Source organism: Lysinibacillus sphaericus (genome assembly GCF_002982115.1).
Classification (GTDB): domain Bacteria; phylum Bacillota; class Bacilli; order Bacillales_A; family Planococcaceae; genus Lysinibacillus; species Lysinibacillus sphaericus.
On record NZ_CP019980.1, the window covers coordinates 4,084,310 to 4,100,535 of the forward strand.

Sequence of the window (16,226 nt, forward strand, 5' to 3'; positions counted from 1 at the left end):
TTGTTTTTTAATCAAGCGACTATTTTTCTTGCTTATTCTGATTTAGCGAAAGTTTTTTTGAAGTCAGTTAAAGCTGCTACGTATTCCGCATCAGGAGCAAGTTCTTTAGTAGTACGAACGTGATCTAAAACGTTTGTGTGGTTTGTATCTAACCAGCTTAAGAATTCACTTTCAAAACGAACGATATCTTGAACTGGAATATCATCTAAGTGACCTTTAGTTAATGCGTAAAGGATTGCAACTTGTTTTTCAACTTTAAGTGGTTTGTTTAGGTCTTGTTTAAGAACTTCAACCGTACGTTTACCACGCTCAAGTTTAGCAAGTGTGATTTTATCTAAATCTGAACCGAATTGAGCGAAAGATTCAAGCTCACGGAATGCAGCTAAGTCAAGACGTAGCGTACCCGCAACTTTTTTCATCGCTTTAATTTGAGCAGATCCACCTACACGTGATACAGAAAGACCGGCGTTAATCGCTGGACGTACACCTGAGTTGAATAAGTCAGATTGTAAGAAAATTTGTCCATCAGTGATTGAGATTACGTTAGTTGGGATGTATGCAGAGATATCCCCAGCTTGTGTCTCAACGAATGGAAGAGCTGTAATTGAACCATTTTGATATGTTTCATTTAACTTCGCAGCACGTTCTAATAAGCGGCTGTGTAAGTAGAAAACGTCACCAGGGTAAGCTTCACGACCTGGAGGACGGCGAAGAAGAAGTGAAAGTTCACGGTAAGCTGATGCTTGTTTAGAAAGATCATCATACACGATTAAAACGTGTTTACCTTGTAACATGAATTCTTCAGCCATAGATACACCAGCGAATGGTGCTAAGAATAATAATGGAGCTGGTTGAGAAGCAGAAGCTGTCACAACGATTGTATAATCTAAAGCGCCATGTTTACGAAGTGTTTCTACTACACCACGTACAGTAGATTCTTTTTGACCAATAGCAACATAGATACAGATCATGTTTTGGTCACCTTGGTTAAGGATTGTATCGATTGCTACAGATGTTTTACCAACTTGGCGGTCACCGATGATTAACTCACGTTGACCACGACCGATTGGTACAAGTGCGTCAATCGCTTTAATACCAGTTTGTAGTGGTTCATGTACTGATTTACGAGCCATTACACCGAAAGCTGGGCTTTCGATTGGACGAGATTTTGTTGTGTTGATTGGACCTTGTCCGTCCACTGGTTGACCTAGTGGATTTACAACACGACCAATTAGTTCTTCACCAACTGGTACTTCCATAATACGACCTGTACGACGAACTTCATCGCCTTCTTTGATGTCTGTGTATGGACCTAAGATTACGATACCAACGTTACCTTCTTCTAGGTTTTGAGCCATACCCATAACACCGTTAGAGAACTCTAAAAGCTCTCCAGCCATGGCGTTGTCGAGGCCATGAGCAAGAGCGATACCGTCACCAATACGGATAACTGTACCAACTTCGCTTACTTTAAGTTCAGATTCATAATTCTCAATCTGTTGTTTAATCAGACTGCTGATTTCTTCAGCCTTGATGCCCATGTATGTCACCTCTCACATTTCTAAATTATTAACCGATTAATTCACGTTTTAGACGCTCTAGCTTGTTCACTACTGAGCTGTCATAAATATGGTTACCGATTTGAACACGAATACCACCTAATAATGATGGATCGATTTCGTTTGTAATGTTTAATGATTGTTTCCCAACAAGTTTAGCGAATGCTGCAGAAATTTTAGCGCTTTCTTCAGCAGAAAGTGCACGAGTTGAGAATACAGTTGCATCTGCAGAACCTTGTGCTTGTGCAGCAAGTTCAGCATACGCATTCGCAATAAGCTTCACTTCGTTTACACGCTTTTTCTCAACAAGTAGTTGAACTGTGTGTAAAACTTCTGGCGTTGCACTTGCAAAGATTTCAGCAACCATTTGTTTCTTGCGTTCGATAGAGAACTTAGGCGCATTTAAAAGTGTTAAAAAATCAGGAGATTCATTTACAACTTTTGTTAACTCGTTTAAGTCTGCCCCAACTTCAGCAAGAATATTTTTTTGTTGCGCAAGTTCAAAAAGAGCTTGAGCGTAACGCTTAGCTACAGTTGAATTACTCATTGAGCTTCCCCTGCCTTCGCAATCGTCTCTTCAATTAGAGCACGGTTGTCTGCCTCAGAAATCTCTTTGCTAAGGACTTTAGATGCTGCAAGTACAGATAATGAAACGACTTCATCACGTACAGCTGCGATCGCTTTTTCTTTTTCAGACTCGATTTCACGTAAAGCCGATTCTTTTAAGCGGTTAGCTTCGTTGCGAGCTGCTGTAAGAATTTCTTCTTTTTGCATTTCGCCTTGCTTCTTAGCACCCTCAACAATCGATTGTGCTTCCGTACGAGCTTCTTTAAGAAGACTTTTTTGTTCTTCTAAAAATTTGTGCGAATCTTTGCGCGCTTTTTCAGCTGCTTCGATTTCACTTGCTACTAATTCTTCACGTTGTTGCATGATGCCCATTAATGGACCCCAAGCGAACTTTTTAAGAAGAAGCATTAATACTAAGAAGATGACTAATGTTGAGACGATATCTCCACCATTGAATCCTCCACCTGCACCAAGTACAAGATTGTCTAAAAACACGATTGTTTCACTCCCTTCAAGAGCTTTAACTTCAACATAATAGTTTGTAATACTTAAAAAACTTACCTATTTTAAAAAGCTATATTTGCACATAGCTTTTATCAGTTCCAAAATGAAGGGCGAAGTTTCATCTGGTGAATCCTGCTTCGCCACTAGTAAAATTCAGTATACAACTGAATTATTTGTTCATTACGATGAATGCTACTACTACTGCGATGATCGGTAAGGCTTCAACTAATGCAACCCCGATGAACATAGTAGTTTGAAGAACGCCACGAGCTTCTGGTTGGCGAGCGATACCTTCAACTGTTTTTGATACGATAAGACCGTTACCAATACCTGCACCAAGTGCACCTAAACCGATTGCGATTGCTGCTGCTAATAAACCTAATGAACCTGTCATTTTTAAATTTCCTCCTTGGAATTGTTTGTTTTTTTGGTTCAAGCATAAAATTTATGCTTTATATTAATGGTCATCGCTCACTTTATGAGCCATGTAAACCATTGTTAACATTGTGAAGATAAAGGCTTGGATAAAGCCGATGAAAATAGAGAAACCTTGCCATGCCATCATAGGAACAATTGCCCCTACGAACCCGATTGGTCCTGATACGGCTAATCCTGCGATTAATGCAAGTAAAATTTCACCTGCATAAATATTACCGTAAAGACGCAGACCTAATGTTAAAGTGTTTGCAAACTCTTCAATGATTTTTAACGGGAACATAAATGACATTGGTTTGAAGAATGTACCAACATAATGGCCTGTACCCTTCATTTTGATACCATAGTATTGCGTTAATACTAAAATCATCGCTGCAAGAGTCATTGTAACCGTTGGGTCAGCTGTTGGCGATTTCCACCAAAGTTGATGGTCATAGATGATAGAGAATGGAAGACCTAATAAGTTAGATACTGCGATAAACATAATAAGTGTGATACCTAGAATGTGGAATCGTCCACCCGTTTTCCAGTCCATGTTGCTTTGAATGATATTCTTTACGAAATCCATAATCCATTCCATAAAGTTTTGCATACCAGTTGGTTTTAACTTTAAGTTTCTAGTTGAAATAACTGCGATTAAAAATACGATAGTAGCTGCAACTAGTAACATCATAACTGTAGATAAGTTAAATGTTAAAAATCCAATGGTTACTAACGGAGCTTCATGATTCATTGTTATTTTTCACCTCTCTTTCTAATAAAGCACATTAGTGGTTCCTTACATGAGATACAATTCTCTCGACAAAGAGAAAAACGTACGGAATCATTAGCCCTATGACCGTGCTAATTAAGTGAAAATAGTTTGGCAACGAAATGGCTATAGCAACTGCCGCTACACCTGATCCAAAACGAAGTGCTGTACCAAGTGAACCTATTTTCTTCCCTTCACTAATGGAACGATCAAACTTCTCCATACGGCGAACTAAAATCCAAAAATTATACGTACCAAAAAATGCACCGATTGCGATGCCCGCAAAAACAGTTTGATAGGACGTAAAGCCCCAGCCTAATGCGCAAAGTGCGAGCAAAAAAAATAACGCTCTCTTCTGCACAGCAAAAATGTGATGCAAATCTAGCATTGGTTTGTAGTCTCCTGAATCATTTTTTCGAGTAAAGAAAACGTTTGCTGACCACTTTGTGAAATCAGAAAAGAGCAGTGAAAAACACTACTCACAGCGGAATAGTAATGGGGACGTCATTTGAAATTACAGGTGTAAATCCCTAATAATGCCTTACACCCCATACTTATTCGGTATAAAACCGAAACGCACAAAACGTTGCAAATCGACAGTGATGGTTTGTACTGTCAATTTAGTAGAAACTTGATATAACAAGTGTTTCAACGTCTATCAACGAATAGAAACCCTTATCATTCTTACCCTTTGTAAGCATACAATAGGTGATATTTGAAGTCAATTAGTAAAGGAGAAAAACTTCACAGCCACTATACTCTTGTCAAATTGTTGACAAATTTGTGTATAAACTTTCATAGATTCCAAAAGTTTTTTCGGAATAATGCAAAAAAAAGCTAATTTACGACATAAATATGCTCGTAAATTAGCGACGCATTTACCATTAGTTCTATTTACTCATTTTTCGAACTCAGAATGGTGTATTACTTGCTTTTTTGTAAAAAATCTAAGAGTGCTTCCACAATACGCTGCGAAGCATGCCCATCTCCATAAGGATTAGAGGCTTTTGCCATAGCTTCGTATGCTTCTTTATCCTCTAGTAATTCTTTTGCTAGAGAATAAATCGTTTCCTCTTCTGTACCTGCTAGTTTCAAAGTTCCAGCAGCAATACCTTCTGGACGCTCTGTTGTATCACGTAGCACTAGAACTGGCTTGCCTAATGATGGTGCTTCCTCTTGTACACCGCCAGAATCCGTTAAAATCATATACGAATTAGCAGCGAAGTTATGGAAATCAAAAACTTCAAGCGGTTCAATTAAATGCACACGTTTATTATCACCTAATATTTCGTTGGCAATTTCTCGAACAGCTGGATTCATATGCACCGGATAAACAACCTGAACATCCTCATGCTCCGCCAGCAGTCGAGTAATTGCTCGGAACATATGGCGCATTGGTTCGCCTAAATTTTCACGACGATGTGCTGTTAATAAGATCATGCGGTCATTTGCTATTTTCTCTAACACTGGATGTGTATAATGTTCACTCACCGTTGTAGCTAATGCATCAATAGCTGTATTGCCCGTTACATAAATCGTATTTGGATTTTTATTTTCGTCCAATAGGTTTTTCTTCGATACTTCAGTTGGCGCGAAGTGTAAATCGGCCATGACACCTGTCAACTGACGATTCATTTCCTCTGGATAAGGCGAATATTTATTCCATGTACGTAAACCCGCTTCAACATGACCAATGGCAATTTGATTATAAAATGCTGCTAAACTTGCAATGAATGTTGTAGCCGTATCGCCATGCACTAAGACAATATCAGGTTGCGCTTCTTTCATAACTTTATCTAAGCCTTGTAAAGCATTTGTTGTCACATCAATCAGTGTTTGACGATCCTTCATAATATTTAAATCGTAGTCTGGCGTAATCTTAAATGTTTCTAATACTTGGTCAAGCATTTGGCGATGTTGTGCTGTTACAGTCACAATCGATTCCACTTGCTCGGGATGCTTTTGTAATTCCAATACAAGCGGGGCCATTTTAATCGCCTCTGGTCTTGTACCGAAAATCGTCATCACTTTCCATTTTTTCGTCAAAACGATTTGCACCGTCCTTTGGTTATATTGTACGTTTAAAAAGCATTGCCCCTTCTTCACCTTGAAGTGCCAAGTTCGGGGGATGAATTGCCCAAACATACTATGAAACGTCCTTCAGTACTGAAGGACGCTTTCAAGTGCTATAAAGTTGCTGTTTATAAAACGATATTACTTCGTAAGCAATACACGCAATATTATTTTGTACCGAATAAACGGTCTCCAGCATCACCTAAACCTGGAACAATGTAGCCATGGTCATTTAACTTTTCGTCAAGTGCTGCAATATAGATATCCACATCAGGATGTTCGTCTTGAATCACTTTTACACCTTCAGGCGCAGCAATTAAACACATAAATTTAATGCTTTTCGCACCGCGTTTTTTCAGTGAGTTGATAGCTTCCACTGCTGAACCACCCGTAGCAAGCATTGGGTCTACAATAATGAAGTCACGTTCTTCAACATCTGCAGGCAATTTTGCATAGTACTCAACAGGTTTTAATGTTTCTGGGTCACGATAAAGACCGATATGACCAACTTTAGCAGCTGGAATAAGTTTTAATACACCGTCTACCATGCCGATTCCTGCGCGTAAAATCGGTACGATAGCAAGTTTTTTCCCAGAAAGAACTTTTGTTTTTGCAATGGTTACAGGTGTTTCAATTTCAATTTCTTCTACAGGCATATCTCGCGTAATCTCGAATGCCATTAATGTTGCTACCTCATCAACTAGCTCACGAAATTCTTTAGTTCCTGTATTTTTATCACGAATATAAGTTAACTTGTGTTGGATTAGTGGATGATCAAATACGTATACTTTGCTCAAAGGGGTTCTCTCCTAACCGTTCGGATTGATTTTTATCTCAACTAGTATAACAGAAAATATCAACTGTCTCAAAATTAAATTCGAGATATGCCCTTTTCTAGAGTGTTTGCTACATATACAAGCTAATTATACATCAAGTATAGTATCAAGTTGTGCAATTGACATTGGTTTATAATAGAAGTAACCTTGTCCGACTGTACAACCTAGCGCTCGTAAAATCTCAACCTGTTCCTCATTTTCTATTCCTTCCGCAACAGATGTCATGCCTAAATTTAAAGCTAGCTGAATAATGGAACGTACAATGGCTAATGTTGCCGCATCTTTTATGTCATTAATAAAACTGCGATCAATCTTTAACTCTGTGAACGGTAATCGTTGCAAATAGCTCAGCGAGGAAAAGCCTGTCCCGAAATCATCCACCGATGTTTGAAAGCCATAGCTTTTTAATTCTTTGATAATGGTGAATGCAGTTTGGAAATCGACTAAACCGATATTTTCAGTTACCTCTAAAATAATATTGCTTGGATCAATTTTATATTTTTCAACGAGCTGGCGGATATCCCTTACAAAATGAAGATAGTAAAAATGATCTGGCGAAATATTGACTGCAACTTTCACCAGCTTCTTGCCTAATTGTTGCCGCTCTGCTAGCCATGCAAGTACTATCTCTAACACTTGACTATCAATCTCACGAACCTTACCTGCATTTTCTGCAACTGGTATAAACATAGCCGGCGATACAAAGCCGAGAATAGGTGAATGCCAACGAGCTAAAGCTTCAATACTTTGAATTTCACCCGTTCGTAAATCTACTTTCGGTTGTAGATTTACAGAAATTTCTTTATTTTTAAGTGCTTGTGATAAATGATTTAGAACAGTCATTTGTTGCTCTAGTAAATCGTTGCGTTCTTTTGTGAATATTTCCATATGTGTGCCTGGTTTGTTAGCTGCATAAGATAGTGCATTATCAGCAAATCGGATGGCATCAGCAATTTTTATTGCTTTATCAAAATAAGAAATTCCAGTTTTTAACGTAATATAAATGTGCTTACCATTTACTATAAAGGGCTGGCGTGTTAATTCTTTGATGCGTTGTTCATAGTCACTGAATTCTTCTTTATGTGTAACTTGAGAAATAATAAGACTCGAACTTGTAAATCGAGCAATATATTCATTAATTTCGGTTTTATGTTCTTGGAGGCGTCGAGCAACTTGCCTTAATAACTCGTCGCCCGCTTCTCGACCGTATAATTCAACGACTTGATGGAATTCACTAGGTTGTATTATTTTGATAAAGCCAATATGCCCACGCTGTTCTTCCTGTTCAATCTTATTTAAAAAACTATGTCGATTCGGCAAACCCGTTGTAATATCCTTATATGCTAAATCCCATATCCTTCTTTGTGTTTTTGCATACGTAAACGCTAATGCAACAAGTGCACCTATTTTTTCAAACAACTTATTAAACAATGTACTTTCGCTTGAATATTGCGAAAATATCATAAACAAGCCAATCGCTTGTTGCTTCTGATTACGAATAGGGACAAACCATCCAATTTGTTTATTTGTTGTATTGGCAAAACTTTTAAACTCTATTGGAATAGCAATATCTTCTAGGTTATTTGTAATTATCGTCGATCCCTGTTGCATCACCTGTCTATAAAAGTCGTTCATCTCACAAAATTGTGGTACATGGTCACGCATCCTATTAGAAGTAAACACTTGAAGTTGATTGGATTCTGTTTTAATAAGTATTGTACTAAAGACAAATGGAATAAAAAATTCATCTATGCCGCTACAAATAGTGTCCATTTTTTTGTAAAATGGCTCGTCTTTTTCTATCGCTTCGTAGATGGCTCTTTCTAATTTCATTATAAAATCTTCTGTATGATAATACGTTATATCCTTTACAAGTACTAACACAAATAAAGTTTCATTATTATGACTTTGAAAAGGAAGGGTCTGCATCTCGGCCCAAAATGGCGGCTTTTCAAAGCGATGGTGATGCAACTTTGCTGTCACCATTGCTCCACTATGTATTTTCTCTTTTATCATTTCAACTGTTGTCGTTTGTAACTGATTTGAAAGCATCTCAAAATAATCTTTTTTGAGGATCTCTGTATGACTTGCATTTATTAGCATGCAAAAAGATTCATTGCATTCTAGTATACAATTTGTTTTAGCATCTAAAATAACGTAGCTTTCTTTTGATTGTTCACCTAAGTTACGAATTGTCGTTAATAATATACTATTGTGTATATCCATAGATTTAGTAACCATCCAACCCCTCCCGTCTCTATCCACCAACTATAACTTCATTATATATTGTACATAAAAATTCAATAAATTGTCACTTTTATAAAAAAATATTATCCTTTTCAGGACATTAGTTGTCCTTAGTGAATACAATATACCCTTTTATTATATATTTATGTAAAAAAAACCAAAAATAAGATGATTTTTATTTTTGGGGTAGCAAAATAGTGATTATTGCAGATATATAAACAAAAAGGCCATGGCTAAAGTGAACTTTACACTTTAGTCACAGCCTTTTCGCAATAATGATTATGCGTATAATGGATGTTTGTCAGTTAAAGCTTTTACGCGCTCTTTTGCTTCAGCTTTCACCGCTTCATCTTCAGGGTTTTTAAGTACAGCTGCAATAATAGCGCCGACTTCTTTCATATCTTCTTCTTTAAAGCCACGAGATGTTACAGCAGGTGTACCAATACGGATACCAGAAGTAACAAATGGAGATTCTGTATCGTAAGGGATTGTGTTTTTGTTTGTTGTAATACCTACTTCATCTAGTGCATGCTCTGCTACTTTACCAGTTAAGCCAAGAGATTTTACGTTTAATAGTAATAAGTGATTATCTGTGCCACCCGAAACGATTTCTACACCTTCAGCGATTAGCACGTCTGCTAAAGCGCGTGCATTTGCTTTAATTTGTTTGGCATATTCTTTGAACTCAGGTTGTAAAGCTTCGCCAAATGCTACTGCTTTTGCAGCGATTACGTGCATAAGTGGTCCGCCTTGGATACCTGGGAATACAGATTTATTTAATTTTTGCTCCCATTCTTTAGATGCAAGAATTAAACCACCACGTGGGCCGCGTAATGTTTTATGTGTAGTCGATGTAACAAAATCAGCGTAAGGAATTGGTGATTGGTGCTCTCCAGCAGCTACAAGACCTGCGATGTGTGCCATATCAACCATAAAGTAAGCTCCTACTTCATCGGCAATTTCACGGAATTTAGCGAAATCAATTTCGCGTGGATATGCAGATGCACCCGCTACAATTAGTTTTGGTTTATGTGCTAATGCTTTTTGACGAACATCTTCGTAGTCAATTACATGTGTATCTTCTGTTACACCGTATTCAACGAAATTGTAAAGCACGCCTGAGAAGTTTACAGGAGATCCATGTGTTAAGTGACCGCCATGAGATAGGTTCATCCCTAGCACTGTATCGCCTGGTTCTAAAATTGTATGGTATACAGCCATATTCGCTTGTGCACCAGAGTGTGGTTGTACGTTAGCATATTCTGCACCGAAGATTTCTTTCACACGGTCACGTGCAATATCTTCAACTACGTCTACGTGCTCACAGCCACCATAGTAACGTTTTCCCGGATAACCTTCAGCATATTTGTTAGTAAGAACTGAACCTTGTGCTTCCATTACTGCTTCAGATACAAAGTTTTCAGATGCAATTAACTCGATATTCGCTTGTTGACGTTTTTTCTCTGCTAAAATCCCATCTAATACTGCTTTGTCTTGTACTGCTAATTTTTCGTATGCCATGTTTGAAAAAGCCTCCTAAGTATTATCGTTATTTACCTGTACCTCTGACAACAGAAGTAGTGTTATTTATATACAGCACGTTCGCCACCAATTAGCTTTGGACGTGTTGTTGCTACTGTGACAATTGCTTCCCCTACTGTTCGTACGGATGTACGAACTGGAACAGCTACTTCCTTTAAATGCATACCAATTAGCGTTTGTCCTATGTCAATACCTGCATGTGCACGTATCGCCTCTACAACAACTGGGTTTTCCAATTTTGTATACGCATAAGCTGACATTGACCCGCCTGCAGTACGAACAGGTATGACTGCTACTGGTTCATAGCCAAACTGTTCTGCAACTGAAGCTTCCATCGTAATTGCACGATTGATATGCTCACAGCCTTGGAATGCTAGATATAGCTGATGTTTCTTTGCAAATGCTTGCAACGGCTCAAAAATCGCTTGTGCTGTTTCCAACGCACCCGCTGTGCCAATTTTCTGACCAATCACTTCAGACGTAGAGCAGCCTACGACAAAAATAGTCTTTGGTCGCAACACTACTTGCTCTTCGAAATCACTGAGTAACTGAGTCAATTGCGTTTGTATTTGTTGCACAACCATTAAGCTCAGCCCCTTTTATTGATGTCTTTTCCTTACGCTAAGCCGTACAATGGCATAGGGCAAAGTGACAGCATATGCTGCCACTGCCTATTCGCTATTGTGACCACGACTGAAAAAGCGTATTGTTTATTGTTCTAATTCAGCGATTTTTTCTACGCGGCGTGTATGGCGACCGCCTTCAAAATCTGTTTCAAGCCATGTTTTAGCGATTTCACGTGCAAGTCCAGGACCAATGACGCGCTCACCCATTGCTAAAATATTTGAATCATTATGGCAACGAGTTGCCTTTGCACTAAATACATCGTGTACTAAAGCACAACGAATACCTTTTACTTTGTTCGCAGCGATGGACATGCCAATCCCTGTTCCACAAATTAAAATGCCTTTATCAAATTCCCCGCTAGCAACACCTTCAGAAACTGGCTTTGCATAATCAGGATAGTCTACTGAATCCGCAGATTGTGGACCAAAATCTTCGTAGCTAATATTTAGCTCATCTAACAGTTGCATAATCTCACGACGTAAATTATTGCCTCCGTGATCAGAAGAAATTGCTATTCTCACTGGGTTCCCTCATTTCGAAATATAGTCAACATTAGTTTACCACTTCTCTCCCTAGAATAACATGATTTTTGTTGCATTTTTATGCTGATTTCTCCTAAAAGACGAACGTTTCTTGTAAGTTGATTAAAAAACGTTCATTTTTAGGTCTTTTTTTTGTGGATAATGTGAATATCCTGTTAATAAATTCGGATAATGGTCTTTTGTTCTAATATTCCCTCTTCTGAAGTTTGTCTGTTTTTTCTATTACGGTGGACAAACTATTTTGATATCTTTTCCAAAAGACCCCATTATCGTCCATGCCAGATAAAATAAAAAAACTGTGGGCATGCTTTTTAAGCTTGTCCACAGTCTAATTTTCTATGCTTGTCTATCAAATTGTTGAATCATTTTATGAAGCGCTTCAGATTGCTTTTTTAAATCTTGCGCAAGTTGTTCAACCTGCTCGATTGCATAAGCTTGTTCTTCTGTTGCACTGCTAACTTCCTGAGCACCTGCTGATGTTTCTTGTGCAATTGCTGCTACTTCTTGTGATTGTCGAGCAGTTGTTTCGATATTGTGCATTTGTTTTTCTATTAATGAAGAAATCTCGACAATTGCGTTTGCCATTTCATGCACACTAGAGGACATTCCTTCAACAGCTGTCGTTGTCTCTGATACGCGTGCTGCTTCTTTTGTTGCAAATGCTACCTGTTGATTCATTTGCTTCACGACAATCTCAACATTTTGTTGCATGGATTGGATTAGAGAAGTAATGCCTTGTACTGCTTTTGCACTTTCATCCGCTAAGCCACGAACTTCTTCTGCTACAACCGCAAAGCCTTTTCCATGTTCTCCTGCACGAGCAGCTTCAATGGAGGCATTTAACGCTAGTAAATTAGTTTGTGCAGCAATATCCCCTACTAAACTAATAATCCGTTCAACTTGTCCCGCATTGTCTTCCAATGTACGAATACTTTCTAACGCTTCGTTGTTGCCTGCTGCAATTTGTTGAATGCTGTTGACTAACGTTTCAATCGCTTTTGTTGTATTAGTTAAATTATGTAAAATCTCTTTCGATTGTGTTGCAGACTGTTCAGCTCTCGTATTGACTTCAGTTGCTAATGCTCGCACATCTTCAATTGCTTCTGCGGTATCTTGTACTGCTGTAGCTGACGCTTCGGCGCCTTCGGAAATATGTCTCACTGTCACCGCAATACCGTCTGCTTTCTTTGTAGCAACAGCGGTTTCATCGGAAAGCTTAATAATAGATTGATTTGTTTGTTGGAAGTTTTGATCGATGCTTTCTACCATATGTCGTAAATTTAACACCATTTGTTGGAATGCTATAGCGACTGAACGAATCTCATCATTTGTTTTCGGCATCACTACATCCTGTCCAATTTTACCTTCTGCAACACGTGTAGCAGAATATTCAAGCTGCTGTAATGGCTTGATTAAAATAACACTGAAAATTGCAGCTAAAATACCTGACCAAGTAATCCCTAATAAATAAGTAATCACTTCAAATAGCTTACGATTGGTTTCCGGGAAAACAGTAGGTTGTATAAATTCAATGAAGATAAAGCTTATACTATATGTGATTAGTGCAAGTATACTTACAAATAATACTAGTTTAAGTCGTAAGCCAAACTGTTTTTTCATAGTGCCCCTCAATTCTTCTCAAGTATTTTTACTAATCGTTCAACTAGTTCCTGTAATTCTGCAAAGGTTTCCTCATAAATTGCTTTACTTCCACCGTAAGGATCTACAACATTTTCATAGCTTCCTTCACTCGTATATTCCTTCAATGTAAAAACTTTTTCTTCCGTATGTGGATAGTTAGCAATGATGGTATCTTTATGTGCTGTGGTCATCGTTAAAACGAGATCGGCCCACTCCACTTCTGCTATGGATAGTTGTGTAGCTAAATGCTTATGAGCTATATTCGCCTCATGTAAAACTTGCTGTGCATGTGCAGACATTTCGGCGTTCGGCATTGCATAAATTCCAGCTGAACGAACATTAACATCGGCGAGTTGTTTCTGTTTTAAAATGGCCTCTGCCATCGGACTGCGACAAGTATTCCCAGTACATACAAATAATATATTCACACTTATCACCTTCCTTATTTATTTTTTAATTGCAAGGATACTCATAATGATAAAAATAATGCCTGCAATTATTTGAATTTTATTTCCAAAAAAAACCTGACTTCTGCGTGCTAAAACTAAAGACCCATAAGAACAAATAAAAGCACTCAATCCAGCACTAATTATAAAAATTGTTTTTTCTAAGTTAAGCATACCAAAAGAAACACTCACTGAAAAGGTATCTAGGCTAGCAGTCACAGCTAATAAAACGGGTGAAATGGTTATTTTCTCATTTTTGTGAGAAGACAACAGTAAATGGAGGCCAATACTAAATAATAAAATACTTGAAATCCATTGTCCCCATTCTAACAAAAAACGCACTAAGTAGCTTCCTAATTCAAAGCCGAGCAGTGGAAAAAGCATATGTAACGTGGCTGTCCACACTGCCAAAAACAAGCGATATCTAACATTTGGAATTAATACAAATAACCCGATGACATCTACAGACGTTAAAATACCTGCAAGAATCCCCTGCAAGAATGCACTCCTTCGCTTTATAATATTTTATCATTTTATGCTCGAAAATACAGTATTATCAATAATGTCCATATCAAAAAAAGCATCAAGAACGAACTTCCTTGATGCTTTCATATTACGGGTAAACTTGTGGATATCTCTGGTAAATTCTTGCTTGTCGCGATGAAAACTCGGCGCATCGCCACGAAATTCTCACCAATCGCCAGTAGAGTCTCGATGCATTCCAATGTTAACGTGTATACCATTTACCGCCCGCGGCTTTTTCGAGTCTGTTCATAATGGCGGCACCTACACCTTCAGTGGATGTTGTCGTCGCTAATATAATGGTAGCTTCTGTTTTATCGCAAGCACGTAACGCATGGTATAAAGACGCACCCATCTCTTCTTTGCTACCTGCTTCACCGATTGAAAAATAAAAATCCGTTTTAATATGCTCAAAGCTAGCAGGTGCTAGAAGCGCTACTTTATGTTGCTGTGCTTGAAGTTGCTGTATTGCTTGTTGCACTTTTTGGTCATCACAGTCGATTAAGTAGACAGGTGCATTGGGCGCATAATGCGTGTACTTCATACCTGGCGCTTTCGGTGTTTCTTCCATTGTCTGTTCTATTTTGGACGGTTGAATAACTGGGCCGATTACAGACTCTAACATTTCCTTTGTAATGCCACCTGGACGTAATATAACGGGTGGTTCATGCGTAACATCAAGGACGGTTGATTCAAAGCCAATGCCTGTTGGACCACCATCTAAAATATACGGTATGTACCCTTCTAAATCGTCTTTTACATGTATCGCCTCTGTTGGGCTTGGTTTGCCGCTTCGATTCGCACTTGGTGCAGCTAGCGGTTTTTGTATTTGCTGTAGTAATGCTAACGCAACGGGATGATCAGGCATACGAATACCCACTGTTTTTAAGCCAGCTGTCACACTTTCTGCTAGCGCATTTGGTTTTACTGGCATCACCAGTGTCAGAGGCCCTGGCCAAAATACATCCATACATTTTTTTGCAAGTTCAGAAATATGTTCTATATAAAGGTGAACTTCCTCTTTCGTTCCTATATGGACTATAAGCGGGTTATCGGATGGTCGACCTTTTGCCTTAAAAATTTTTTTGACTGCTTCATCATTTGTAGCCACTGCCCCTAAACCGTAAACCGTTTCTGTTGGAAATGCCACAACTTCTCCTGCATTTAAGATATCCACAGCTTGTGCATAAGTTATTTGACTATTCACATTACTGTCCACAATCTTGCAAACGGTTTCCATATGAAAAACCTTCTTTCAATCGTTGTTTTTTTCTGAATTATCCACATTTTGTTTATAACTTATCCATAATTGTGTATAAGTTATCTGAATTTGTGCACAATTACTCAAAAATTCCTTTAATCCATTCCCAAATAAAAAATGTCACTTGTTCTTTTTCTTCTTTCTTTTCTTCCTTTTTTTCCTCTTGTTCAGGTTCACAAATAGATGGGAAAATGCTGCACCACCAGTTATCGCCACGCGCATCACCAATTTTCACGACAATTGAATGATACATATTTTGTGGGTAAAACATTGCTTCCTGTCTTTTCGGTGGAAATAAGTTATCCCCAAGTACAACTTGTGTATGCAATTGTGGATAATTTTCTTTTAATTGTGCTTCAATATTCTTTTTTAATGTCGCAATGCTGTCATTATCCACATCTGTAGTAGCACCTACTTGTAATAAATAAGGCTTTAAGTCTTTTACAAGTTGCTCTTTTTCTAGTTGATCATTCGTTGTATTGCTATTTGCTATAACTCTTATACGAAAATCTTTTTCTTGTTGATGATTCATAGCTTGCTGTGCAGAACCTATTAATGATGGAATATATAAAATACATAGTTGTAAAGCTATCGCAATGATTACTAGTCTAGCAAAGGCTAGTACACTATTTTGTTTTGGAAATCTAACAATCTTGTATTCGTTTAACATAAA

General features: G+C 38.1%; 17 protein-coding genes. All 17 read right to left on the reverse strand.

The window, feature by feature from the left end:
• Window positions 1-32: 32 nt before the first annotated feature.
• The 17 genes from atpA to LS41612_RS20090 all read right to left on the reverse strand — a co-directional run bounded on the left by atpA (window position 33) and on the right by LS41612_RS20090 (window position 16,223).
• Entirely contained in the window at window positions 33-1,541 is a 1,509-nt protein-coding gene (atpA, locus tag LS41612_RS20010; protein ID WP_024362904.1) for a F0F1 ATP synthase subunit alpha, read from the reverse strand.
• A 28-nt stretch (window positions 1,542-1,569) separates the two neighbouring features.
• The gene (locus LS41612_RS20015; RefSeq protein WP_024362903.1) at window positions 1,570-2,106 is read right to left on the reverse strand and encodes a F0F1 ATP synthase subunit delta; all 537 of its coding nucleotides are present in this window, start codon (window positions 2,104-2,106) and stop codon (window positions 1,570-1,572) included.
• Window positions 2,103-2,621 carry a F0F1 ATP synthase subunit B gene (atpF, locus tag LS41612_RS20020; RefSeq protein ID WP_024362902.1) on the reverse strand — a complete coding sequence of 173 codons (519 nt, stop codon included), beginning with the start codon at window positions 2,619-2,621 and terminating at the stop codon, window positions 2,103-2,105. Before atpF ends, LS41612_RS20015 begins: the two co-directional genes overlap by 4 nt.
• Window positions 2,622-2,799: 178 nt before the next feature.
• Window positions 2,800-3,024 (reverse strand): F0F1 ATP synthase subunit C, encoded by a 225-nt coding sequence (gene atpE, locus LS41612_RS20025; protein WP_004269474.1) that lies wholly within the window; start codon window positions 3,022-3,024, stop codon window positions 2,800-2,802.
• A gap of 63 nt (window positions 3,025-3,087) precedes the next feature.
• The gene (atpB, locus tag LS41612_RS20030) at window positions 3,088-3,798 is read right to left on the reverse strand and encodes a F0F1 ATP synthase subunit A (protein WP_024362901.1); all 711 of its coding nucleotides are present in this window, start codon (window positions 3,796-3,798) and stop codon (window positions 3,088-3,090) included.
• 34 nt (window positions 3,799-3,832) lie between these two features.
• Complete coding sequence (locus LS41612_RS20035) at window positions 3,833-4,204, reverse strand: ATP synthase subunit I (protein ID WP_024362900.1); 372 nt, start codon at window positions 4,202-4,204, stop codon at window positions 3,833-3,835.
• Between the two features lie 536 nt (window positions 4,205-4,740).
• A complete protein-coding gene (gene wecB, locus LS41612_RS20040; protein WP_024362899.1) occupies window positions 4,741-5,862 on the reverse strand; it encodes a non-hydrolyzing UDP-N-acetylglucosamine 2-epimerase in 1,122 nt (373 codons plus the stop codon).
• Between the two features lie 194 nt (window positions 5,863-6,056).
• Window positions 6,057-6,686 carry a uracil phosphoribosyltransferase gene (upp, locus tag LS41612_RS20045; RefSeq protein ID WP_024362898.1) on the reverse strand — a complete coding sequence of 210 codons (630 nt, stop codon included), beginning with the start codon at window positions 6,684-6,686 and terminating at the stop codon, window positions 6,057-6,059.
• Window positions 6,687-6,812: 126 nt separating this feature from the next.
• Window positions 6,813-8,966, reverse strand: coding sequence for an EAL domain-containing protein (locus LS41612_RS20050; RefSeq protein ID WP_024362897.1), 2,154 nt, complete (start codon window positions 8,964-8,966; stop codon window positions 6,813-6,815).
• A 285-nt stretch (window positions 8,967-9,251) separates the two neighbouring features.
• A complete protein-coding gene (gene glyA / locus LS41612_RS20055) occupies window positions 9,252-10,493 on the reverse strand; it encodes a serine hydroxymethyltransferase (protein ID WP_024362896.1) in 1,242 nt (413 codons plus the stop codon).
• A gap of 62 nt (window positions 10,494-10,555) precedes the next feature.
• On the reverse strand, window positions 10,556-11,098 hold the full coding sequence (locus LS41612_RS20060; RefSeq protein WP_024362895.1) for a TIGR01440 family protein: 543 nt from the start codon (window positions 11,096-11,098) through the stop codon (window positions 10,556-10,558).
• 126 nt (window positions 11,099-11,224) lie between these two features.
• Window positions 11,225-11,662 carry a ribose 5-phosphate isomerase B gene (rpiB, locus tag LS41612_RS20065; RefSeq protein WP_024362894.1) on the reverse strand — a complete coding sequence of 146 codons (438 nt, stop codon included), beginning with the start codon at window positions 11,660-11,662 and terminating at the stop codon, window positions 11,225-11,227.
• Window positions 11,663-12,019: 357 nt separating this feature from the next.
• The gene (locus LS41612_RS20070) at window positions 12,020-13,303 is read right to left on the reverse strand and encodes a methyl-accepting chemotaxis protein (protein WP_024362893.1); all 1,284 of its coding nucleotides are present in this window, start codon (window positions 13,301-13,303) and stop codon (window positions 12,020-12,022) included.
• A gap of 8 nt (window positions 13,304-13,311) precedes the next feature.
• Window positions 13,312-13,752: a low molecular weight protein arginine phosphatase gene (locus LS41612_RS20075; protein WP_024362892.1), complete on the reverse strand. Its 441-nt coding sequence runs from the start codon at window positions 13,750-13,752 to the stop codon at window positions 13,312-13,314.
• 18 nt (window positions 13,753-13,770) lie between these two features.
• Window positions 13,771-14,268 carry a manganese efflux pump MntP gene (locus LS41612_RS20080; protein WP_024362891.1) on the reverse strand — a complete coding sequence of 166 codons (498 nt, stop codon included), beginning with the start codon at window positions 14,266-14,268 and terminating at the stop codon, window positions 13,771-13,773.
• Between the two features lie 229 nt (window positions 14,269-14,497).
• The gene (locus LS41612_RS20085) at window positions 14,498-15,532 is read right to left on the reverse strand and encodes an L-threonylcarbamoyladenylate synthase (protein WP_024362890.1); all 1,035 of its coding nucleotides are present in this window, start codon (window positions 15,530-15,532) and stop codon (window positions 14,498-14,500) included.
• Window positions 15,533-15,632: 100 nt separating this feature from the next.
• Window positions 15,633-16,223, reverse strand: a complete 591-nt coding sequence (locus LS41612_RS20090) for a stage II sporulation protein R (protein ID WP_024362889.1) — start codon at window positions 16,221-16,223, stop codon at window positions 15,633-15,635.
• Window positions 16,224-16,226 lie beyond the last annotated feature (3 nt).

Excerpts from the sequence above, each read along its gene's own strand:
- atpA (WP_024362904.1), bottom strand. The coding sequence starts at position 1,541 with ATGGGCATCAAGGCTGAAGAAATCAGCAGTCTGATTAAACAACAGATT.
- LS41612_RS20090 (WP_024362889.1), bottom strand. The coding sequence starts at position 16,223 with ATGTTAAACGAATACAAGATTGTTAGATTTCCAAAACAAAATAGTGTA.
- atpB (WP_024362901.1), bottom strand. The coding sequence starts at position 3,798 with ATGAATCATGAAGCTCCGTTAGTAACCATTGGATTTTTAACATTTAAC.
- LS41612_RS20085 (WP_024362890.1), bottom strand. The coding sequence starts at position 15,532 with ATGGAAACCGTTTGCAAGATTGTGGACAGTAATGTGAATAGTCAAATA.
- LS41612_RS20060 (WP_024362895.1), bottom strand. The coding sequence starts at position 11,098 with ATGGTTGTGCAACAAATACAAACGCAATTGACTCAGTTACTCAGTGAT.
- atpE (WP_004269474.1), bottom strand. The coding sequence starts at position 3,024 with ATGACAGGTTCATTAGGTTTATTAGCAGCAGCAATCGCAATCGGTTTA.
- LS41612_RS20035 (WP_024362900.1), bottom strand. The coding sequence starts at position 4,204 with ATGCTAGATTTGCATCACATTTTTGCTGTGCAGAAGAGAGCGTTATTT.
- LS41612_RS20050 (WP_024362897.1), bottom strand. The coding sequence starts at position 8,966 with ATGGTTACTAAATCTATGGATATACACAATAGTATATTATTAACGACA.
- LS41612_RS20015 (WP_024362903.1), bottom strand. The coding sequence starts at position 2,106 with ATGAGTAATTCAACTGTAGCTAAGCGTTACGCTCAAGCTCTTTTTGAA.
- glyA (WP_024362896.1), bottom strand. The coding sequence starts at position 10,493 with ATGGCATACGAAAAATTAGCAGTACAAGACAAAGCAGTATTAGATGGG.
- LS41612_RS20070 (WP_024362893.1), bottom strand. The coding sequence starts at position 13,303 with ATGAAAAAACAGTTTGGCTTACGACTTAAACTAGTATTATTTGTAAGT.